The following is a 21,176-nucleotide window of genomic DNA, read 5'->3' on the forward strand; positions in this document are numbered from 1 at the left end:
GAAATAGCGCAAGCACAGGCAATCGGCCGCGTGCGTGCTGCAATCAGCATGATTGTTCCAGCATCAACATGGTCGAGCAGTGCGTCAGCGACCAAGCCGTCATGGCTTTGTCCTTTGGTTAGGTTCAGCCGGAAGTGCTGTCGATCATCTGGAGGTGATCGTCGCGGGCAGTGGCGATAGCGTCCATCATCGGATCCCAAACGCCAGCCTTCCGCCAGCGCACGAAGCGATTGCAGCAGGTGGTGCTCGGGCCGTAATGCTCGGGCAGATCGCGCCATGGCGCGCCAGAACGCAGCACCCAGAAGATACCATTCAGCACGCGCCGGTCATCGACGCGCGGCACACCTCGGGGGGTGGGTAGAAGCGGCTCGATCACGCGCCATTCGAAGTCAGTCAGATCGTATCGGCTCATGCCGATGCCTGAATTAGCTGATGCCTGAATTAGCTCGCGCCGCGTTCTGCAAGCTGGTGCTGGGAGGACGGGAGAAATCCCTCTGCTCTTCGCAGAGCCCCAGCTGATCCCCTCGCCAAGTCTTGCCTCCCGGCTTGGCTGAGAGAAACATCAGCATAGCGTCATCAGTGCAAATCGCGCAAGTTTATGAGTTCACGACCTAGTTTTCCGGTCTCACCAGACCGGACGCGACAACCACTGCACCGACGGCCAAGTGGGCGAGCAATATGGCCGACGCCATCATTGTCATGAGCGCTGCGATATCGGTTTCATGTCCCAGTGCGAAAACCGCAACCGCGGCGAAGACCACATCCTTGTTCGGCATGAACGGCAGGCGCGATATCAGCAGGCGCAGGCAGACCAGAAACAGCCACCAGGTGATGGCAACGTCCGGGAGCGCCATGTGCCACAGCCAGGCCGTCAGCCCGGTCGAGACGGCGATCCGGGTGAGGTGCATGCGCAAGATGAAGCCCAGATCGCTGCGATCGAGCGAGAAGATCCGGCGGCGAAAGGCCATGGCGGCGATCGACGTGGCCAGGACGACCGCCAGCGACATGACAATGGGCCCGTTCTGAAGACCGAGCGGCGTGGAACGGACGATCGGCCAGACAATCGCCAGAAGCGCCAGCGTCACGCCATTGCCGGCCATGGCCGACAAGATCGAGACATCCTTGATCGCCGCGAACGGAGCGTCGGTCATGGCGCTTTTTCTGCGGGCCCAGGTGTAGAAATAGGCTTCGCCGAGATAGCCGAGCAGGAGTTCGTTGCAGACCAGCTTGCGCAGCAGGGCCACGAATCCCTCGGCCGGAATCTGCCAGAGACGGCGGTAGATCGCCCATTCGCAGACGGGGCCCGTCAGATAGAAACAGGCAAAGACGATCCAGAACGCCGGCGAACGGGGAACCAGCCCCATGACGCGCCACACGTCCATGCCGCGCAATTCCAGCACGACGGCAGCGGCGATCAGGGCGGTAAAGATCATCGGAAGGATCGCGAAACCTCTGATCCGCGGCATAGCCCGGTTCATGCTGCGTTCGCGCCGGTGCGTTGGTCCGTCCGAACCGGTTTCCATTGTCATACTTCGATTCAAAGGGCGATCCTTCCGGTTTACTTTGCCCGGGCCGGGACGACGCGCAGATCACCCTTAGGGATGGCGAGGAATTTCGGCCGGTGCGGTGCCGTTTCGGCGATGGCTGCGCGCATGACGGCAAGGTAGCGTTCGCATGCTTCCTCAAGCACGAAGCTTGCCGCGTATTGCCGATGAGGCCGTGTCCTTTCGGGAAGTGCCATGGCACCGGCGATCCTGGCTGCGAATGCCTCGGTGTCGCCGACCGGCACGAGAATACCCCGTTCGTCTTTCAGCAGCTCAGGCATGCTCAGCGAACAGTCGGTGGCGATCACCGGCAGGCCGGCGGCAATCGCCTCGATGACGACCGCGGGCACGCCTTCGTAGTTCGAGGAGAGCAGCAGGCAATCGGCGCGTTCCAGCTCTGCGTCGGGGGAGGGAAGATGCCCGGTGAACGTCACATGGCCCTGCAGCGCGAGCCTGGCCGCCAGCGCCTCAAGACTGGCCCTTTCCGGTCCGTCACCGACCACTGTCAGAGTGTCGCCCGGGCGGAACCCTTGGGCAAAGGCGGTGAGCAGCAGCGCAAAGTTCTTCTGGGGAACCAGCCTGCCGATGGCAACGAACCGCAGGCTCGTCCGGCGAGCGCGGGAGCGGGGGATTTCGAGAAGACGATTGAGCCGTGCGCGCGACAGGGCGGGGTCCGGCACGATGGCAATGCGATCGTCCGGCACGGACATCAGCCCGGAAATCTCCTCGCGCATGGGCGGTGCCATGCCGACGATCCGGTCAAAGATACGGCCCTGAATCCTGAGCCACAGGCGATAGGCCATGCGGTAGGGCCTGCTCTTGTCCCGGCGGACGAGATCGTTGCTGATCTTGGCGACAATGGGGGGGCAGGCGCTACCCAGGATCAGGCGCATGACGACGCAGACGATCGCGTAAGTGTTGCCGGGGCAGAAGATGACGTCGGGATCGTCGTTCTCAAGGTGGACCAGCAAACTCCAGATCATCCAGAGCGTTTCGAACCGTGCCGTCGGAACGAGGCTGCGCAGAACTTTGTAGCGAAGCTTGGGCGCCTGCGGCCGGTCGAGCCCTTCGTCGCGGCCAAGGATGATCGTGACGTTGTGTCCCGCACTATGCCAATATTGCGCCAGATTGAGACCGACACGCTCCACCCCGCCAGGTTCGAAGCTGTGAATCGGGACGATGATCGAAAGGGGTCGCTCCATGGCCCTATAGACTCCCCGGACGGATCGCATCCTCAGCTACCGTGATACAATTGTTGCAGGATCTTCAGTGTCTGGCTGGCGGAGCCGATCCGGAAAATGCGGAACATTCCGCCGGGCAAGGGGGCGCCTTGGCAGTGGAGCCCGCAGATTTCTTGACTCTTCGAGTCATGTTCCCTATCGGCCTCGCTTTCCGATCAGCTGATTTTTCACGGAGTGCCCATGGCGCGCGTTACTGTCGAAGATTGCGTCGACAAGATTCCCAACCGTTTCGATCTCGTCCTGCTTGCCGCGCAGCGTGCGCGTGAGATCTCCGGTGGCGCCGAGCTCACCGTCGATCGCGACCGCGACAAGAATCCGGTCGTCGCTCTGCGTGAGATCGCCGAGCAGACGGTCAAGCCCGCCGACCTCAAGGAAGCGCTCATCACCTCGATGCAGCGTGTCCTGCCCGAGGACGACGACGAGATGGACGAGATCGGTTCGCTCAGCCAGTCGGCCGAAGCACTGCGCATCACGGCCTCGGCGCCGACGCGCAACACTTCCATCGGTGGCGACTACGACGGCTGATCCTTTTCGTTGACTGTCCCTCCGGGACAGGCAACGATAGGCATTGTGCCTGAGAAGAAACGAACATTACCGCGCATTGCCGGTTTAACAGGGGGATCGTCCGGAAGGGCTGGTCCCCCTGATGCGTCTGGTGCCGGTGCGACCATCGCAATCTACAGTGTCAAGGGCGGGGTCGGGAAGACGACCTTTTCCGCCAATCTGGCATGGTGTTCGGCCGTACTGTCCGGTCACAGCACTTTGCTGTGGGATCTCGATGCAGCGGGGGGATCGGGTTTTCTCTATGGGCTCGAACCGAAGGGATCGCGCCTTGCCGAGGAAGTTTTTTCGCGGGAACGCTCGCCGGCCGCGCTGATCCAGCACACGGCGTGGGACAACCTCGACATCCTGCCGGCGGACGAAAGCATCCGCGCCCTCGATGCCCAGCTGATGCAGATCGGCAAGCGCAAGCGGCTTGCGAAGCTGACCAGCGAGCTTGCCGCGCAGTACGAGCGTATCGTGCTCGATTGCCCGCCTGTGATGAACGAGCTTTCCGCGCAGATCGTGCGCGCGGCCGATCTGGTGATCGTGCCCTTGCCTCCGTCGCCGCTCTCGGCGCGGGCCTTCGATCTGGTCGTGCGGGAGATCGCGGGGAATACCAAGCGGCACCCGCCGATCCTGCCGGTGCTGTCCATGCTCGACATGCGACGCGCGCTGCATCGTCAGGCCCATGAGGCGAACCCCAACTGGCCGTCCATTCCCTATGCCAGCGTTGTCGAACAATGCGCCGTTCACCAGCAGCCGGTAGGGGCACTGGCTCCCAACAGCCCGGCCGCACAGGCTTTCGCCCGGCTATGGGCCGCTATCGACAGGAAACTGGACGAGAAACAGGGGCATTGAGCCGGGGCGGGCACTGACTGGGCACTGCCGGGGGGCGCTGCAGTGCACAACGCGGCTGTTCAGTATACGGTTCACGCGCTAGCCTTGTCCTCTGCAAGGGGGAAGCATGAGCGAGATCGGGGAAAGTCTGGCGGAAATCGGGCAGGGTTCGCTGGCGGCGCAAGCGGCGGAACCGCAGGCGGGCGGCAGCGACGATGGCCATACGCATGAAAGCGCGTGCCTCAATTGCGGCACGGTGCTGATCGGATCGCATTGCCATGCCTGCGGGCAGGCAGCGCATGTGCATCGCTCGCTGGGCGCGTTCTTTCACGATCTTCTGCACGGGGTGTTTCATTTCGAGGGGAAGATCTGGCGCACTCTGCCTTTGCTGGCATGGCGGCCGGGCAAGTTGACGCGCGAATATATCGACGGCCGCCGGGCCAGCTACATTTCGCCGATCGCGCTGTTCCTGTTCTTCGTCTTCCTGATGTTCGCGGTGTTTCACGCTACCGAAAGCCATGAGGAGCATCGCGCAGGCGGCAGCCTGATCGGAGTGGGGCAGAGCGTCGGCAGTCTGGAGGATGATCTGGCAAAGCTCCGGGCCCGGCGGGCTGCGGCCGCCGCGAAAGGGGAGCCGACCGCCGCGCTGGACCGCCTTATCGAGGACAGGACGGAAACGCTCGCGGCATTGGGCGAACTCAAGGCGGAAGGCGTGGCGGTCGATACCAGCGGCATCACCGGCAAGGGTATCCGCAGCGACATTCCGCAGATCGACAAGGCGCTCAGGACGTTCAAGGCCAATCCTGACCTCGCCGCCTACAAGCTCCAGACTTATGCTTACAAATACAGCTGGGCGCTGATCCCGATTTCGGTGCCGTTCCTGTGGCTGCTGTTTCCTTTCAGCCGCCGGTTCCATCTCTATGATCACACGGTGTTCGTGACCTATTCGCTGTGCTTCATGACCCTGCTGGTGATCGTGGCGATGCTGGCGGGGGCTGCCGGTGCGGGCTGGGTAGGGGCCGTTCTGTTCTTCGTGCCGCCCTTCCACATGTACCGGCAACTGCGCGAAACCTATGCGCTTTCGCGCTTCGGGGCCGCGTGGCGGACCTGGCTGCTGCTGTGGTTTGCGGGCAGCGCGTTGCTGATCTTCTTCATCCTGATCATGGCCCAGACGAGCGGTTGACGGATGCTTGCCGCCATCTCCCTGCTTCTCGCCGCCGGAACCGCTGGAGTGACAGGGGCGGAGGAACAGTTGCAGGGGCGTTGCCGTTATAGCGCCGCGGTTCAGGCGCACCGCGAGGATACCGTCCTCGTCACATGCGACGCCGTGACGATCGACAAGCCGGCCGGCACAGGGGGCATCGTGTTCAGCCAAGACAACTGGGATGTCGTGATGATCCGCTTCCGGGGCGAGTGGACGGGCGATCGCATGGCGGTGAGCCATCTCGTGCTGCGGAACGGCATAGATGGCCCTGCAAAGGGCACCTGCGAGGTGTTCCGGCGGGAAGGGCGGGTGTCCACCGTCTCGTGTCTCGCGACAATGGCGGGACGCGCTTACGCCGCCAATTTCGAGACGCCGGGCATCGGCAACTGATCGAGCCGCATGGCAAAGGGGCGCGGAACCGGCAGGTTCCGCGCCCCTTCCTGCATTCTCCCAGGGGAGAACCGGTGATGCCGTGTCAGGCGCCCAGCGGCGTGGCGCCAGTGCCAGAAAGGCGCTTGCCGGCCTTGGGGATCGAAGAACCCGAAAGCGGGCGCGGCGCCGAAGGGCCGCGCGGCTCGCTCGGGCGGTCGATATGGCCGGTTTCGAGCAACTGCTTGATCTCGTCGCCCGAGAGTGTCTCGTATTCGAGCATGGCATTGGCCAGCGTGTGCAGCGCCTCGTTCTGATCGTGGAGGATCTGCGTGGCGCGGGCATGGGCATTATCGACCAGAAGGCGGATTTCCTCGTCGATCAACTTGTTGGTCTCGTCCGAGGACATCAGGCGGTGCGAACCGCCCATGCCGAGGTAGCCTTCCTGCTGTTCCTCGTACTGCAGCGGCCCCAGCTTGTCCGACATGCCCCACTTGGTGACCATGTTGCGGGCCAGGCTGGTTGCGTACTGGATGTCCGAAGAAGCGCCCGAGGAGACCTTGTCGTGGCCGAAGACCAGCTCTTCCGCCACGCGGCCGCCCATCGAGACCGAGAGGTTCGCCAGCATCTTGTCGCGGTGGTACGAATAGCTGTCGCGCTCGGGCAGGCGCATGACCATGCCCAGCGCGCGACCGCGCGGGATGATGGTCGCCTTGTGGATCGGGTCCGAGGCCGCCTCGTTCAGCGAGACGATCGCATGGCCCGCCTCGTGGAAGGCGGTCATCTTCTTCTCTTCGTCGGTCATGACCATCGAGCGGCGCTCGGCGCCCATCATGACCTTGTCCTTGGCGTCCTCGAACTCCTGCATGGCGACAAGGCGCTTGTTGCGCCGCGCGGCGAGCAGGGCGGCCTCGTTGACGAGGTTGGCAAGGTCCGCGCCCGAGAAGCCCGGCGTGCCGCGCGCGATCACGCGGGCATTGACGTCGGGCGCCAACGGCACCTTCTTCATGTGCACTTCGAGGATCTTCTCGCGGCCCTCGATATCGGGCACCGGCACCACGACCTGACGGTCAAAACGGCCCGGACGCAGCAGCGCGGGGTCGAGAACGTCGGGGCGGTTGGTCGCCGCGATGATGATGATGCCTTCGTTGGCCTCGAAGCCGTCCATCTCGACGAGGAGCTGGTTCAGCGTCTGCTCGCGCTCGTCGTTCGAATTGCCCAGGCCATGGCCGCGATGGCGGCCCACGGCGTCGATTTCGTCGATGAAGACGATGCAGGGCGCGTTCTTCTTGGCCTGTTCGAACATATCGCGCACGCGAGACGCGCCCACGCCGACGAACATCTCGACGAAGTCGGAACCCGAGATCGTGAAGAACGGCACGCCCGCTTCACCCGCGATGGCGCGGGCGAGCAGCGTCTTGCCGGTGCCGGGCGAGCCGACCAGCAGCGCGCCCTTGGGGATCTGGCCGCCGAGCTTGGAAAAGCGCGAGGGGTCGCGCAGGAACTCGACGATTTCCTCCAGCTCTTCGCGCGCTTCGTCGATGCCTGCAACGTCATCGAAGGTGACGCGGCCGGAGCGTTCGGTCAGCATCTTGGCCTTGGACTTGCCAAAGCCCATCGCGCCTGATCCGCCGCCTTTCTGCACTTGCCGCAAGGCGAAGAAGGCAATGCCGACGATCAGCAGGAAAGGCAGGGTCTGCGCCAGGATATAGACCAGCAGGCTGCCCTGTTCGGCTTCCTTGCCGGAATACTTGACGTCATGATCCTGCAGGAGCTGGGTCAGCGTGGTATCGTTGGGGACGGGCACCGTGGCGAAGCTGTCGCCATTGGTGAACTTGCCGGTGATGCGGTCCTCGCTGATTTCCACCGACGACACGCTGCCCGCTGCGACGCGGGCGCGGAAATCGGAATAGGGAATCGTCAGGCCGGTCTCGCTGCGCGCGCCGAACATGGACACCACCATGAGGAGCGCGAGGAAGATACCGCCCCACACGAGCAGGCTCTTGATCCATGGATTGCCGCTGGGCTGGTCGTCGTTCATTATCGGAAGGTGTCCTTTCGCCTGCCAATGTAGGCGCCTGCCGCTGAATCTCAAGTTAGCGAAAGGTGGAGAGAGTAATCGTTTCGACAGGACGTTGCCAGACGCGTTCCTGGCGTAAACGCCGCCGGCGTGAAGGGGCCGGCAGTGCGGCTTTCCGCCGGCGATGGCCGTGGTCCGCTCAGGCCGTGCGGCCCTGCGTGCAATTTGCGAAAAGCACGGCTATCGCGCCATGCGCAGAAGGCGCCGTCGGAGCAGCACCCACGATGAAGATACACCCGGTCTATGCCGAGATGGAACGCACTGTCTTCGACCTGATGTCCGGCCTTGCCCGCGAACACGGCGCGATCAATCTGGGGCAGGGCTTTCCCGACGCGCCGGGCCCGGCGCCGGTGCTGGAAGCCGCTGCGCGCGCCTTGCAGGACAAGCCCAGCCAGTATCCGCCGGGCGCGGGCCTGCCCGAACTGCGCGAGGCCGTCGCGGCCTACTACGCGCGCCGCCAAGATCTTCACATCGAACCTGAACAGGTGACGATAACTTCTGGCGCAACAGAGGCGATTGCCTGCGCGGTGCTGGCGCTGGTGCAGCCGGGCGATGAAGTGATCCTGTTCCAGCCGGCCTACGATGCCTATGCGCCGATGGTGCGCCGGGCCGGGGGCGTCCCGGTCCCGGTCCCGCTGAAACCGCCGCACTTCGCCTATCATATGGACGCGCTCGAACGCGCGATCACGCCGCGCACGCGGGTGGTGATGGTCAACGATCCGCTCAACCCGGCAGGCACGGCGGCCAGCGAGGCGGAACTGGCGATGATCGCCCGTGCCTGTGTCGCCCACGACCTGATCGCGATCAGCGACGAAGTCTGGGAAGAGGTGCGCTTCGACGGCGCGTCCCACCGCTCGCTGATGACATTCGAGGGCATGGCCGGGCGCACGGTGAAGATCGGTTCGGCCGGCAAGATTTTCGGCCTGACCGGCTGGAAGATCGGCTGGATGATCGCGCAAGGGCAAGTGGCCGTGGCAGTTTCGCGCGCGCACCAGTTCCTGACATTCGCCAGCGCGGCGCCGCTGCAATGGGCCGTGGCCGAGGGGCTCGCCATGCCGGACGCCATGCTGGCGGAGCAACGCGCCGCCTGGGCGGCATCCCGCGCAAGGCTGAAAGCGGGACTGGAGGCCGCGGGGTTCTCAGTCCTGCCCAATGCCGCGACCTGGTTTCTCTGCGTGGACCTCGCCGCTTCCGGCATTTCCCTCAGCGACCGCGATTTCGCCATGCGGGCCGTTACCGAGGCAGGCGTGGCGGCAATTCCCGTTTCCGCGCTCTACGAAGGCGAGGGCAGGCCCGGGCACATCGTGCGCTTCTGTTTCACCAAGCCCGATGCCATGCTGGACGAAGCCGTGGCGCGGTTGGCGCGCTGGCGTTCGGAACTGGGGTAGGGGGCATTGCGAAGGTCCCCGGCACGGCGAGGGAAAGCGTCCCGGCTTCGGCCTGATTGAACCTTGCCGTCAGTCGCTTTCGAAGGCGGCGCGCATGTCATCCGGCGCGAGGTCGGAGAACTTGGTGATCCGCGCCTCGAACTTCAGCCGCACGCGCCCGGTCGAACCGTGGCGCTGCTTGGCGACGATGAGTTCGGCAAGGCCGGTGACCTGCTCCATCTTCTGACGCCAGGCCTCCCACTTGTCGATCACGTCCTGCGGATCGCCCTCGGCCGGGTATTTGGGCTCGGTGGCGTTGACGTAGTAGTCCTCGCGGAACACGAACCAGACCATGTCGGCGTCCTGTTCGATCGAGCCCGATTCGCGCAAGTCCGAGAGCATCGGTTTCTTGTCCTCGCGCTGTTCGACGGCGCGGCTGAGCTGCGAAAGCGCGATCACCGGCACTTCGAGTTCCTTGGCCAGCGTCTTCAACCCGCGCGAGATTTCCGAGATCTCGTTCACGCGGTTGTCGCTTGCCCGGCCCGAGCCCGATAGGAGCTGGAGGTAGTCGATGATGATGAGGCCGATGTTGTGGCGGCGCTTGAGGCGGCGCGCGCGGGTGCGCAGCGCGGCGATCGAGAGGCCGGGCGTATCATCGATGAAGAGCGGCAGTTCGGCGAGGCGCTGGCTCGCGAACGAGAGCTGCTGGAAATCCTCGCGGCTGATCTTGCCCATGCGCAGCGCTTCGGAAGAGATGCCCGATTGCTCAGCGAGAATACGCGTGGCGAGCTGGTCGGCGCTCATTTCGAGGCTAAAGAAGGCGGTGGGGGCGCCGACCGACTTGGCGGGCTCGATCCCGTCGCGCACGGTATCGTCGATATAACGCTGCGCGGTGTTGAAGGCGATGTTGGTGACGAGCGAGGTCTTGCCCATGCCGGGGCGTCCGGCAAGGATGATAAGGTCGGAATCGTGCAGACCGCCGATCTTCTGGTTGACCGAGGTGAGGCCGGTGGTCTTGCCCGAGACGTTGCCGCCCGAATTGAACGCCTTTTCGATGTTGAAGATCGCGGTGCGCGTCGCGGCGGAGAAGCTCTTGGCCTCGTTCGCGGTGGCTGCGCCTTCGGCGACTTTGTAAAGTGCGGCTTCGGCCTGCTCGATCTGCTGCTGCGGGTCCACCGATTCGGAGGTGTCCATCGCCCCTTCGACGAGGCCGCGGCCCACCGTGATCAGCTCGCGCAGCAGGGCGAGGTCGTAGATCTGGTCCGCCAGTTCGCGCGGTGCCAGCAGGCCCTGCCCGTCGGCGGTGAGGCGGGCGAGGTAGGCCACCCCGCCCAGTTCCTTCAGCGCCTCGTCGCTTTCGAAATAGGGGCGCAGGGTGACGGGCGTGACCACCGCCTTGCGGTCGAGCAGATGCAGGATGCGCTCGTAGATGCGCGCGTGGACCGGCTCGAAGAAATGCTGCGGGCCAAGCTGGGTCTGAAGCTCCTCGATCACGCGGTTGTCGATCAGCACCGCGCCGAGAAACGCCGCCTCCGCCTCCACGTTCGAGGGCAGCGTGCGTGCTTCGGTTCCGGCCGCTTTGATGAGAAGGTCTTCCTGAGCCATAAGCGCGGCACCATGGTCTCGCCGTGCAGTGCCCGCAAGCGCGATCTGGGGCGTTTTTAATCCACAGGGTGTGGAGGACCTTCGTCGGACTTGCCCGGGTGTGCTGCAAGCGCGTAAAGGCGGTGCGCATCATGCCGGACCCGCGCATCATTCATATCGAACTCGACGAGGCGACCATTCTGTGGCGCAACGCCGATATCGAACAGGAACGGCGGATCGCTATCTTCGACCTGATCGAGGATAACGTGTTCAAGCCGCTGCGATCCTATGCGGCCGGGCATCACGGGCCTTACCGGCTTAAGCTGGCGGTGCGGGACGGCAGGCTGTCGCTGGAAATCGAGGACGAGGCCGGCGAACCGCTGGAAACGCTGCTGCTGGGGCTTGCCCGCTTCCGCCGCTCGATCCGGGAATATTTCGCGATCTGCGAAAGCTACTATCAGGCGATTCGCAAGTCGACGCCGCAGGAGATCGAAACCATCGACATGGCCCGGCGCGGTGTCCACAACGAGGCGGCGGAAATGCTGCTGGAGCGGCTGGAGGGGAAGGTCGAGACCGATTTTCCCACGGCCCGGCGCCTGTTCACGCTGATCTGCGTCCTGCATATCCGGGGCTGAGGAGGGGTTTTTGACAGCGCGGGGAGGGAAACAGCGCAAGCGTGCGCGGCTGAACGGCGTGGCCAAGCTGCGGATTCTGGGCGCACTGTTGCTGGCGGCGCTGGTCGCCGGGGCGTGGACCTGGTGGCAGATGCACCATTGGCTGCCGGACCGCGCGGCCTTCCCCATGCAGGGCGTCGAGATCGGCGTGGATGATGGCGATGTGAACTGGGATTCGCTCAAGGCGATCGGTGTCGACTTCGCCTATATCGATGCCAGTGCCAGCGCCTTTGCCCGGGACCCGCGTTTCGTTGCGAATTTCGAGGCGGCGCGCGCCGCGAAGATGCAGGTGGGGGCGGTCCATCGCTACGATCCCTGCCAGCCGGCCGACAAGCAGGCGGCGAACTTCGTCACTACGGTGCCGCGCGATGCTTCGCTGCTGCCCCCGGCGGTCGAACTCGACATGCTGGCGGACAATTGTCCGGTGCACGTCAGCGACGCGAAGGTCGAAAGCGAGCTGATGACTTTCCTCAACCAGATCGAAACCCATGCGGGCAAGCCGGTGATCCTGAAAGTCACGGCCCGGTTCGAGGCTCGCTATGGCATTGCCCACAAGCTGGACCGCAATCTGTGGCTGGTGCGCGACCGGCTGATGCCGGACTATGCGGGACGGCCCTGGACTTTGTGGACGGCCAACACCAGCCTTGCGAACGAGGTTGCGCAGGACGATCTGCGCTGGGTAGTGGTGCAGCCATGAGCGAAAGCAAACGAGACGCCCTGATCGCTGCCGCACGCGAAGCGGCCGCCGGGGCCTATGCCCCTTATTCGAACTTCCACGTCGGAGCGGCGCTGCTTCTGGCCGATGGCTCGGTCGTGACCGGCGCCAATGTCGAGAACGCCAGCTATGGCCTTGCTCTCTGCGCAGAGACGGTGGCGGTGGCCAAGATTCTCTCGACCGTGGAGCAGGGCAGGCTTGAGGCCGTGGCCGTGACCGGAGGTGCGCCGGGCGCACCGGGCGAAGGGCCGACCGTCACGCCGTGCGGCCGCTGCCGGCAAGTGCTCAACGAGATCGCCCAACTGGGCGGCACCGACCCGGTGATCTGGTGCGACGGGGCAGACGAAATCCTGGAGCTGCGCCTGTCGGAATTGCTGCCGCACGCTTTCGGGCCGGCTAACCTCGCCTGACGCCCCGCGTCAGATCCTGTTCTCCTGCTCGACCAGCCATTCCAGCAGGGCGCCCATGCAATCCTGCCCGAGCTGCTTCGAACGTTCGGGGCTCCATTCCTGACGGCGGTCGGCTGCGGGGTTGTGGTCCTTGAACGGCATTTCCAGCGTCATTGAGACGCAGCCATAACGTTCGGCGAGCAGGTTGGTGGACATCGACAGATTGCCCTTGCCCGGCCGTGCAACCGGATAGCCTAGCCGGGTCTGGAAATCGGGCGTGCGCCGTTCCAGCAAGTCGGCATAGCGGTTGTATCCGGCAAGCTGCTCGTCCTTGAGCGAGGGGATGCCTTCGAATCCGGCGAGGAACACGGCGGGGATCGCTTCGTCGCCATGAACGTCCATGGCGAAATCGACGCCGCTGGCATCCATGGCATTGCGGATCGCCAGCACTTCGGGCGATTTTTCGGGGGTGGGATTGTCCCACTCGCGGTTGAGGTTCACGCCTGCGGCATTGGTGCGCAGATGGCCGCGGCGTGAGCCGTCGGGATTGGCGTTGGGCACCACGTGCAGGCGGCACTTGCGGCGCAGCTCGCGTCCCACCGAACTCGCGGGATCGGTAAGAAGGTCCAGCGCGCCTTCCATCCACCATTCGGCCATCGATTCGCCGGGATGCTGGCGGGCGTAGAGCCAGACCTGCACCGGGCCGCTGCCCATTTCGAGGCAGTCGACCGGCTGGCCGTCGAGCGTCGTGCCAAGGCAGCGGTAGTCCGCCTTGCCGGTCATGCGGGCCACGAGATCGTGATGCCGCTCCATCGAGTAGGGGGCGAAATAGGCGAACCAGGCCAGGTTGCCCGAGGGCTTGTAGCGGATCGTCAGCGCGCCGCCGTCGCGGCTTTCGTCCCAGTGGCTCTCGGCGCGGCCCCAGAACTGGCGGTCTTCGGATACGCAGGCATTATAGCCGGGCCAGCCCATCGGGTAGGCGGACTCGTTGAGGCCGGTGATGACAAGCGTGAGCTCGCGTTCCTTCGCGCCGCTGACGCGAAAGTGGAACCATTGGGCAAAGTCGGAACTGTGATCCCGCCGGATGGCAAGGCGGGCCGTCGTGCCGTCGATGGAGAGAACTTCGATGTTGCCGGAATCGAATGCTGCGCTGATCTGGATGTCGTTCATTTCACCAGAATAGTTTCGCCGGACTCGCCCGGAAACCCCTTGAACAGGGCTTCGGTCATTTTTGCGGCGCCGAGCGAGGTCTGGGCCATCGGCGAACTGTCGCGCACGACGAAGGCGGCCCGGCCTTCCCACAAGTGCTTGCCGCTGGCGCGGTCCTGGATCGTGACGGCGAGCCGCGTTTCGATCTGCGCGGGCGGCGGGCCGGAGAGATCTATGCCGATCCCGACACCGACTCCCGAACCATAGCTGCCCGTGCTGCCGCCGAGGCCGACCGAGACCGGGCTGGTGTCGCGTTGCGGCTGGTACTTGCGGCGTTCCAGGCTGAGGAGTGCGACCTGGCTGGTGCCGCTTTCACCCGGCAGTGGACGCTCATAGCCCAGCCGCGTCAGTTCGCGCGTGACCGCGCTGGCGTAAGTGCGGAATTCCATGTCGTCGGGCTGGCCTTGCGCGGGCTCCACGAGGATCGTGCCGTGCCCGAGCGGGGAGATGTCCGCGGCATGAAAGCGCGTGACTTCGACCGGCCCCACCGGCGCGACGCAGCCGGAAAGCGCGAGGCTGGCGGCGAGCGCGAGGCTGGTAGCGGGCGCGAGTGCACCGACTAACCGGCCAGAGCGGCGATCAAAATGGAACTGTTTCATGGCATCCTCCAGCCTGCGGCGCCGGTTTGCCGCGCCCCGGCAGGGGATGCAAGAAAAGTCACCGGGGCGGTTCGGAGTCGGCGATGGGGGCGGGGGCCATGGGGCCGGGGGTCATGGGCGAGGGCTGGGCTACCGGGACGATCGCCTCGGCCTTGGGGAAATTGTCGAACAGGGCTTGGGCGAGCTTGGTCGCGATTTTGCCTTCGCTCCAGTCGTCGTCACCTTCGTAAGTCGCGACCGTGGCGTAGCCTTCCCACAGCACCTGACCGCTCGCCTTGTCGAGAATGCGGGCGTCGAGCCGGGTGGACACGAGTGCCGGGAGGGGCTTGGTCATGTCGACGTTCACGGCAAGGCCATAAGCGGAATAGCCATGCGAGCCCACCGAAACGGCAGCGCTGCCGCTGACCGGGCTTCTCTTGGCTTCGGCGGGCACGAGCACCTGGCGGCTGATCTGCAGCTTTGCGACTTGCGCGTCCTTGTCACCCGGATGGCGGGTGTCATAGCCGGCGCCGACCAGCGCATCGACGATCGCGGCTTCATAGGCCGCGCGTTCGGTCTGTCCGATCCATGGACCGTCACCCGATTCGGATTCGACGGAGACGGCGCCGTGGCCCAGTTCGTCCGCGGCTGCGCCTGCCACGACAAAACGGCTGACCTGCACGCGGCCTTCGCGCGGATCGCGGCTGTGCCCGCGGGACATACGCGAATCCATCGGGCCATCCCAGCCCGAAGTGCCCCAGCCGGGCGAGCCCCAGCCCGGCCCCCAGGGCGCACGCTGGGCCTGAGCCGAAGGAGAGGCCAGCATCATGGCGGCAACGCTCGCGGCGAAAGCCGCGCCTTTGAGCTTTGGCATAAGTCTTGTCGTTTTTCCGAAATCGGTGGGGTCGCGCCCTTTAACCGGTTATGCCGATTGTCGCTTGCCGGAAGATGAATGACCGACAAAGGAGGCTGGCCGGGCGGTGTCGCGCTTGACTTTGCGGGCTGCTACCACTAACGGCGCCACTTCGAATTTCCGGCGGTCGGTAACCGCCCAGACAGACGAGACACACGATGAAGATTCGCAATAGCCTCAAGTCGCTCAAGGGCCGTCACCGGGATAACCGCGTGATCCGCCGTCGCGGCCGCACTTACGTCATCAACAAGACCAATCGCCGGTTCAAGGCCCGCCAGGGCTGATTCGTTTCGCCCATCCCCGCTGCAGGGCGGGGAACACAGGCGGACGGGCTATTGGTTGACGACATGAGGCCCCCGCCATCCGCGGGGGTCTTGTCATGTCTGCCATAGATGCAGTTGTTTTCGATGTGGGCCGGGTGCTCGTCCAGTGGGACATGCGCCTGCTGTTCGCCAAGCTGATCGACGATCCCGAGCGGCTGGACTGGTTCTGCGGGACGGTTGTCACCGAAGAATGGCATGCGCAGCACGACGCCGGGCGCGATCTCGCGGAGATGCTGGCCGAGCGCAAGGCGCAGTTCCCTGGCCACGATGAGCTGATCGACGCTTACGCCACGCGCTTTCTCGAAACTATTCCCGGAAATGTGCCCGGCAGCCACGAGATCGTTCGCGAACTGGCGCAGCGGCAGGTGCCGCTGTTTGCGATCACCAATTTCGCCAGTTCCTTCTGGCGCGAGTTCCGCGCCACCGAGCCGCTGTTCGATCTGTTCGGGGACATCGTGGTCTCCGGTGACGAGAAGCTGGCCAAGCCCGATCCCCGGATCTTCGACCTCGCCGCCCGCCGCTTCGGTCGTGAACCGGGTTCGATGCTTTTCATAGATGATAATGCAGCCAACATCGCCTCGGCGCGTGCGCTGGGGTGGCAGGTGCATCATTTCCACGATGCGGAGGCGCTTCGGGCGGATCTCGCGAGCCGTCAGTTGCTTGCCTAACCGAGCCCGGCAGGGGCGGTCCTGGCCATTCGGAGCGAATCGGTCCGGTTTTGCGGTTTTTGTGCGCCTGAATTTTCTTTCGCAAGTGCAGCGTAAACGCTTGGCAAGTCCCTTTCCATGTTGCATCACATGGACAAACGGGAGTCACAATGACGGCTGCGAGCACGACGAATTTCGACGAAATGCTCAACGGGGACGGATCAGTTCGTCCCGCCTATTCCGATTTCTGCGAATGGTATAATTCTCAAGATACGGCTTGGCTGAAACGGCAAGATGCCGAAGCGGAGCGTTTCTTTCGCCGTATTGGCATTACATTCAACGTCTATGGTGAAGAAGCGGCTGAAGAGCGGTTGATTCCGTTCGACATGATCCCGCGCATCATCACCGCGCGTGAATGGCGTAAGCTGACGCGGGGGATCGAACAGCGCGTAAGAGCGCTCAATGCGTTCCTGCAGGATCTCTACCACCGGCAGGAAATCATCCGCTCCGGCCGGCTGCCGGTTCAGGCGTTGCGCAACAACGATGCGTTCTTGGCGCAGATGATCGGTTTTACGCCGCCCGGCGGGGTCTATACCCATATCGTCGGCATCGATCTCGTGCGGACCGGCCCCGATGAATTCATGGTGCTGGAGGACAACGCCCGCACGCCGTCCGGTGTCTCGTACATGCTTGAGAACCGCGAGACGATGATGGCGATGTTCCCGGAGCTGTTCACCAAGATCCCGGTGCGCTCCGTTTCGGACTATCCGCGCCGGCTGGCCCGGTCTCTGCGGGCCTGCGCGCCGCCGGCCTACAAGGGCGGCAAGCGGCCCGTAGTCGCGGTGCTGACGCCGGGCATCTACAACTCGGCCTATTTCGAGCACGCCTTTCTGGCTGACCAGATGGGCGCCGAACTGGTCGAGGGCAGCGACCTGCGGGTGATCGACGGGCGTGTCGCCATGCGCACGACCACCGGGTACAAGGCAATCGACGTGATCTACCGCCGCGTCGATGACGATTATCTCGACCCGCTGACGTTCAATCCCAATTCGGTGCTGGGCGTCGCCGGGATCATGGATGTGTACCGGGCCGGCGGCATCACCATTGCCAATGCGCCCGGCACCGGCATTGCCGACGACAAGGCGATCTACAGCTACATGCCGGAGATCGTCGAGTTCTATACCGGTGAAAAGCCGATCCTGAACAACGTGCCGACCTGGCGCTGTTCCGAGCCCGATGCCCTGGCTTACGTGCTGGACAACCTGGCCGATCTGGTGGTCAAGGAAGTCCATGGCTCGGGCGGCTACGGCATGTTGATCGGGCCGACGTCCTCGAAGAAGGAAATCGCCGCGTTCGAGGCCAAGCTGCGCGCGAAGCCGGAAAACTACATCGCCCAGCCCACGCTGTCGCTTTCGACTGTTCCGATCTTCACCAACGCAGGGCTGGCGCCGCGCCACGTCGACCTTCGGCCCTTCGTGCTGGTTTCGCCCGATGGCATCGACATTACGCCGGGCGGGCTCACCCGCGTGGCGCTCAAGAAAGGGTCTCTGGTGGTCAATTCGTCGCAGGGCGGTGGCACCAAGGATACCTGGGTACTGGACGAGTAATGCTGGGAAGAGCTGCCAACGGCGTTTACTGGATGAACCGCTACCTTGAGCGCGCGGAGAATACCGCGCGCCTCATCGACGTGGGATTTCATCTGGCTCTGACGCGCGGGAACAAGGAATCCGCCGACGAGGAATGGAAATCGGTCCTGACCACTACCGGGCAGGTCGAGGCCTATTCCGCGGCTCACGACGATTTCAGCGGGCCGCAGGTTTTTAACTACCTGCTGCGGGACAAGGACAATCCCGGCTCGGTCCTGCAGATGGTCGAGAATGCCCGCACCAATGCCCGCGTGGTGCGGACCAGCATCACCAACTCGGTATGGGAAGCCACCAACGAGGGGTGGATGACGCTTCGCGATCTGCTCTCGCGGCCCGTGCGCGAGAGCAATCTGGGGGAAGTGCTCTCCACCATCCGCCGCCAGTCGATGCTGGTCCGCGGCGCGCTGGAAGGCACCATGCTGCGCAACGAGGTGTTCAACTTCGCCCGGATCGGCACGTTCATCGAGCGCGCGGACAACACCGCGCGCATCCTTGACGTGAAGTACTATGTACTGCTGCCTTCGGTCGCTTGGGTGGGGTCGAGCCTCGACAATGTCCAGTGGGAAACGCTGCTGCGCTCCGTCGCGGGCAACCGTGCCTTTACTTGGCTCAATCCGGGGTCGATGGACCCCAAGGAAATCGCCCGCTTCCTGATTCTGGACGGCCAGTTCCCGCGCAGCCTGGTCTTCTGTTACGAGAAGATCCGCAGCAACATGGCGGGCCTTGCCAAGGAATACGGGCACGAGGTTTCCGCGCACGAACTGCTGCGCGATGCCGGTGCCAGGCTGCACCAGATCTCGATCGACGAAATCTTCGAGGGCGGGCTGCACGAGTTCCTGCAGGACGTCATCGGCAAGACTGTCGAGATCGGCAATGCCATCGCGGCCGATTACCGCTTCATCGAATAGGACCGGCACACGTGCTCCTGACCGTTACCCATACCACGCGCTACAGCTTTTCCGGGAATGTCTCCCACGGCCTGCAGCGGCTGCGTCTCAAGCCCAAGCCGACGCATGGGCAGGAAGTGATCGAATGGCACATGGACCTCGCCGGCGCGAAGTCCGAGGCCGAGTACGACGACCAGCATCACAACCACACGGAACTCGTGGCGATCGAGCCCGGTGTGCCCGAGGTCGTCGTCACCTGCCGGGGGATCGTGCGGACGATCGACAACAACGGTGTGACCGGAGAGCATACGGGCCATATGCCCTTGTGGTGCTTCCTTCGCCCGACGCCGCTGACCCGCGCGGGAAACCGGGTGCGCCAGCTGGTGTCATCGGTTGAGGCCGACCGTGCGGATACGCTGAATTTCCTGCATGCGCTGTCGCGTGCGATTGGCGAGCAGGTCGAGTATGTTCCGGGCACGACCGATGCCTCCACGACGGCCGAGCAGGCGCTTACCGCAGGGCAGGGCGTATGCCAGGATCATGCGCACATCTTCATCAGTGCAGGGCGCCTGCTGGACATCCCGATGCGCTATGTCGGTGGCTACCTGTGGATGGACGGCAAGGTGGAGCAGGAAGCCGGGCATGGTTGGGCGGAGGCGCATGTGCCGGGGCTCGGCTGGGTCGGGTTCGACATTTCCAACGAGGTTTGCCCCGACGAACGGTATATTCGCGTAGCCACGGGTTGTGATTATAGCGAGGCGGCTCCGGTAACAGGTATTGCGATGGGAGCTGGGGAAACCCGTCTCGATGTCCACTTGTCGGTAGACGAGAAGGTGGTAGGCACGCAGCAGCAGCACATGTCTGCTACAGGCGGGCAACAACAGAATCAGGGCGGCTGACGGAACGCGGTGCGCAGCCTGACGGTTGCACCAGGTTTCGGGTTTGCAGGGGCAAAGTTTTGCAATGACGTATTGCGTGGGCATGATGTTGGATCGCGGGCTCGTTCTGATGAGCGACACCCGCACCAATTCGGGTGTCGACAACATTTCCACCTTCCGGAAGATGTATCACTGGGAAATCCCGGGCGAGCGGATGATCGCGGTGATGACGGCGGGCAACCTGGCCACGACACAAGCGGTGATCAGCCAGCTTGAGGAGCGTAACAAGGCCCCTTCGGAGCGGCACAATTCACTGCTCGATGCGGATACCATGTTCCAGGTTGCGACGATCGTCGGCAACCTGCTTCGCGATACCATTGCTTCCCGCGCCAGCGACAATGGACAGGATGCGGCTGCGGGCACGTTCAGCGCGACGATGATCGTCGCCGGGCAGATCTGCGGCATGGAGCCGCGCCTGTTCCTGATCTACCCGGAAGGCAATTTCATTGAGGCGAGCTTTGACACGCCTTTCTTCCAGATCGGCGAGACCAAGTATGGCCGCCCGATCCTGCTCCGAGGCTATGATCGCGAAATGACGTTCGAGGCCGCGGTCAAGCTGATGACGGTATCGTTCGACTCGACGCTCAAGGCCAATCTCTCGGTTGGCCTGCCGCTCGATCTGCTGGTGGTTGAGCGCGATCATTTCACGCCGCTCCACGAGCGCCGGATCGACGCAACCGATCCCTACTTTCAGTCGGTTTCAACCGGCTGGGGCGAGGCGTTGCGTCAGGCCCTCGATGCCCTGCCTGACTATCACATGGACCCGGAGCTGCAGAACGCAGCGGAATAGGGGTTTGCCTCATAGGGCATGACGGCCTCGCCTTGCATCCGGCCCTCGGGCTTGGGAGATGCTTTCGTCCGGATTTTGTATTGCCCTTGTGGATGGCCGGGCCGCGCGGGTTAACTTGTCATGAAACTCAGCTAACATCGCTGTCGCATGCTCTGCCTATGGTCGCGGACGGGGCGTGAAGGGGCGCCAAATGTTGGAAGGGTTTTTCAAAGGCTTGAGCGCCTTTGGGCGAAAACCGGTGCTGGACGAATCGGCATCGGAAGGTCTCACGATTCTGCTGCACGGGCGGGAAACATACGCTCTGGAACTTGCCGGCACATCGCGCAGGCAGGCTGACATCCGCACGATTTTGGGAAGACGGGCTTCCGCCGGGCGTCGCCACACGTGCATCGCCGTCCTGTCGCGGGATGAGGATGCGCCGCCGGGCAGGATGCGTGTCGCGGTCCATGTGGACGGTATCCCGGTCGGTCATTTCCCGCAGTATCTCTCGGGCCTCTATTGCGAATGGCTGGATTCCTGGAATCTGGGCCGGGCGAGAGTGCATTGCCGGGCTGCCATTCAGGCCGAATGGTTCAGCGCGGAACCGGGGGCAGGCGAGTGCCGGGTGAAGCTGGACCTCGAAATCCCGTTCAAGATGACGACGATCGCAGTCTGATTCGTTCCAGGGCAGACCTGCATCGCTCCCAGAGCTGATCCGG

Annotated in this window: 22 protein-coding genes and 1 pseudogene; 15 read left to right on the top strand and 8 right to left on the bottom strand. The window is 63.9% G+C overall.

Annotated elements, in window-relative coordinates:
- The 3 genes and pseudogenes from NN5_RS19860 to NN5_RS19870 all read right to left on the bottom strand — a co-directional run.
- Positions 1–418, bottom strand: a pseudogene (locus NN5_RS19860) (IS5 family transposase); the annotation flags it as partial.
- 193 nt (positions 419–611) lie between these two features.
- Positions 612–1,529: a hypothetical protein gene (locus tag NN5_RS19865; RefSeq protein ID WP_245656622.1), complete on the bottom strand. Its 918-nt coding sequence runs from the start codon at positions 1,527–1,529 to the stop codon at positions 612–614.
- Between the two features lie 29 nt (positions 1,530–1,558).
- A complete protein-coding gene (locus NN5_RS19870) occupies positions 1,559–2,746 on the bottom strand; it encodes a glycosyltransferase (protein ID WP_084385059.1) in 1,188 nt (395 codons plus the stop codon).
- 219 nt (positions 2,747–2,965) lie between these two features.
- Between NN5_RS19870 and rpoZ the strand changes: the two genes are divergently transcribed.
- The 4 genes from rpoZ to NN5_RS19890 all read left to right on the top strand — a co-directional run bounded on the left by rpoZ (position 2,966) and on the right by NN5_RS19890 (position 5,759).
- Positions 2,966–3,310 (top strand): DNA-directed RNA polymerase subunit omega, encoded by a 345-nt coding sequence (gene rpoZ / locus NN5_RS19875; protein WP_067737382.1) that lies wholly within the window; start codon positions 2,966–2,968, stop codon positions 3,308–3,310.
- A 144-nt stretch (positions 3,311–3,454) separates the two neighbouring features.
- Positions 3,455–4,186 (top strand): ParA family protein, encoded by a 732-nt coding sequence (locus NN5_RS19880; protein ID WP_067737425.1) that lies wholly within the window; start codon positions 3,455–3,457, stop codon positions 4,184–4,186.
- Positions 4,187–4,292: 106 nt separating this feature from the next.
- On the top strand, positions 4,293–5,348 hold the full coding sequence (locus tag NN5_RS19885; protein ID WP_067737385.1) for a DUF3667 domain-containing protein: 1,056 nt from the start codon (positions 4,293–4,295) through the stop codon (positions 5,346–5,348).
- A gap of 3 nt (positions 5,349–5,351) precedes the next feature.
- Positions 5,352–5,759 carry a hypothetical protein gene (locus NN5_RS19890; RefSeq protein WP_067737387.1) on the top strand — a complete coding sequence of 136 codons (408 nt, stop codon included), beginning with the start codon at positions 5,352–5,354 and terminating at the stop codon, positions 5,757–5,759.
- Between the two features lie 85 nt (positions 5,760–5,844).
- Here NN5_RS19890 and ftsH read toward each other — a convergent pair whose 3' ends face one another.
- Positions 5,845–7,779: an ATP-dependent zinc metalloprotease FtsH gene (ftsH, locus tag NN5_RS19895; protein WP_067737389.1), complete on the bottom strand. Its 1,935-nt coding sequence runs from the start codon at positions 7,777–7,779 to the stop codon at positions 5,845–5,847.
- Positions 7,780–8,042: 263 nt separating this feature from the next.
- On the opposite strand from ftsH, the gene NN5_RS19900 reads away from it, so the two are divergent.
- Positions 8,043–9,206: an aminotransferase gene (locus tag NN5_RS19900; protein WP_067737391.1), complete on the top strand. Its 1,164-nt coding sequence runs from the start codon at positions 8,043–8,045 to the stop codon at positions 9,204–9,206.
- A gap of 69 nt (positions 9,207–9,275) precedes the next feature.
- Here NN5_RS19900 and NN5_RS19905 read toward each other — a convergent pair whose 3' ends face one another.
- A complete protein-coding gene (locus NN5_RS19905) occupies positions 9,276–10,790 on the bottom strand; it encodes a replicative DNA helicase (RefSeq protein WP_067737393.1) in 1,515 nt (504 codons plus the stop codon).
- 131 nt (positions 10,791–10,921) lie between these two features.
- On the opposite strand from NN5_RS19905, the gene NN5_RS19910 reads away from it, so the two are divergent.
- The 3 genes from NN5_RS19910 to NN5_RS19920 are packed head-to-tail and all read left to right on the top strand — an operon-like array spanning position 10,922 to position 12,568.
- On the top strand, positions 10,922–11,404 hold the full coding sequence (locus NN5_RS19910) for a UPF0262 family protein (RefSeq protein WP_067737428.1): 483 nt from the start codon (positions 10,922–10,924) through the stop codon (positions 11,402–11,404).
- Positions 11,405–11,414: 10 nt separating this feature from the next.
- Positions 11,415–12,140, top strand: coding sequence for a glycoside hydrolase family 25 protein (locus tag NN5_RS19915; protein WP_067737395.1), 726 nt, complete (start codon positions 11,415–11,417; stop codon positions 12,138–12,140).
- Positions 12,137–12,568 (top strand): cytidine deaminase, encoded by a 432-nt coding sequence (locus NN5_RS19920; protein WP_067737397.1) that lies wholly within the window; start codon positions 12,137–12,139, stop codon positions 12,566–12,568. Before NN5_RS19915 ends, NN5_RS19920 begins: the two co-directional genes overlap by 4 nt.
- A 9-nt stretch (positions 12,569–12,577) precedes the next feature.
- Here NN5_RS19920 and NN5_RS19925 read toward each other — a convergent pair whose 3' ends face one another.
- The 3 genes from NN5_RS19925 to NN5_RS19935 are packed head-to-tail and all read right to left on the bottom strand — an operon-like array spanning position 12,578 to position 15,208.
- Positions 12,578–13,717, bottom strand: coding sequence for a M14 family metallopeptidase (locus NN5_RS19925; RefSeq protein WP_067737399.1), 1,140 nt, complete (start codon positions 13,715–13,717; stop codon positions 12,578–12,580).
- Positions 13,714–14,355: a DUF4136 domain-containing protein gene (locus NN5_RS19930; RefSeq protein WP_067737402.1), complete on the bottom strand. Its 642-nt coding sequence runs from the start codon at positions 14,353–14,355 to the stop codon at positions 13,714–13,716. The genes NN5_RS19925 and NN5_RS19930 overlap by 4 nt, the downstream gene beginning before the upstream one ends.
- A gap of 58 nt (positions 14,356–14,413) precedes the next feature.
- Positions 14,414–15,208 (bottom strand): DUF4136 domain-containing protein, encoded by a 795-nt coding sequence (locus NN5_RS19935; RefSeq protein WP_245656623.1) that lies wholly within the window; start codon positions 15,206–15,208, stop codon positions 14,414–14,416.
- A 197-nt stretch (positions 15,209–15,405) separates the two neighbouring features.
- Here NN5_RS19935 and ykgO point away from each other — a divergent pair, with 197 nt between their 5' ends.
- The 7 genes from ykgO to NN5_RS19970 all read left to right on the top strand — a co-directional run bounded on the left by ykgO (position 15,406) and on the right by NN5_RS19970 (position 21,133).
- The gene (gene ykgO, locus NN5_RS19940) at positions 15,406–15,531 is read left to right on the top strand and encodes a type B 50S ribosomal protein L36 (protein ID WP_004210176.1); all 126 of its coding nucleotides are present in this window, start codon (positions 15,406–15,408) and stop codon (positions 15,529–15,531) included.
- 95 nt (positions 15,532–15,626) lie between these two features.
- Entirely contained in the window at positions 15,627–16,238 is a 612-nt protein-coding gene (locus tag NN5_RS19945; RefSeq protein ID WP_067737405.1) for an HAD family hydrolase, read from the top strand.
- A 149-nt stretch (positions 16,239–16,387) separates the two neighbouring features.
- On the top strand, positions 16,388–17,824 hold the full coding sequence (locus NN5_RS19950; protein WP_067737409.1) for a circularly permuted type 2 ATP-grasp protein: 1,437 nt from the start codon (positions 16,388–16,390) through the stop codon (positions 17,822–17,824).
- Positions 17,824–18,771, top strand: a complete 948-nt coding sequence (locus tag NN5_RS19955) for an alpha-E domain-containing protein (protein WP_067737412.1) — start codon at positions 17,824–17,826, stop codon at positions 18,769–18,771. Before NN5_RS19950 ends, NN5_RS19955 begins: the two co-directional genes overlap by 1 nt.
- 11 nt (positions 18,772–18,782) lie before the next feature.
- Positions 18,783–19,649 carry a transglutaminase family protein gene (locus tag NN5_RS19960; RefSeq protein ID WP_067737415.1) on the top strand — a complete coding sequence of 289 codons (867 nt, stop codon included), beginning with the start codon at positions 18,783–18,785 and terminating at the stop codon, positions 19,647–19,649.
- Between the two features lie 64 nt (positions 19,650–19,713).
- Entirely contained in the window at positions 19,714–20,478 is a 765-nt protein-coding gene (locus NN5_RS19965) for a proteasome-type protease (protein ID WP_067737417.1), read from the top strand.
- Between the two features lie 238 nt (positions 20,479–20,716).
- A complete protein-coding gene (locus NN5_RS19970; protein WP_157081229.1) occupies positions 20,717–21,133 on the top strand; it encodes a hypothetical protein in 417 nt (138 codons plus the stop codon).
- Positions 21,134–21,176 lie beyond the last annotated feature (43 nt).

The sequence above is a fragment of the Novosphingobium naphthalenivorans NBRC 102051 genome (assembly GCF_001590985.1).
Taxonomy (GTDB): Bacteria; Pseudomonadota; Alphaproteobacteria; order Sphingomonadales; family Sphingomonadaceae; genus Novosphingobium; species Novosphingobium naphthalenivorans.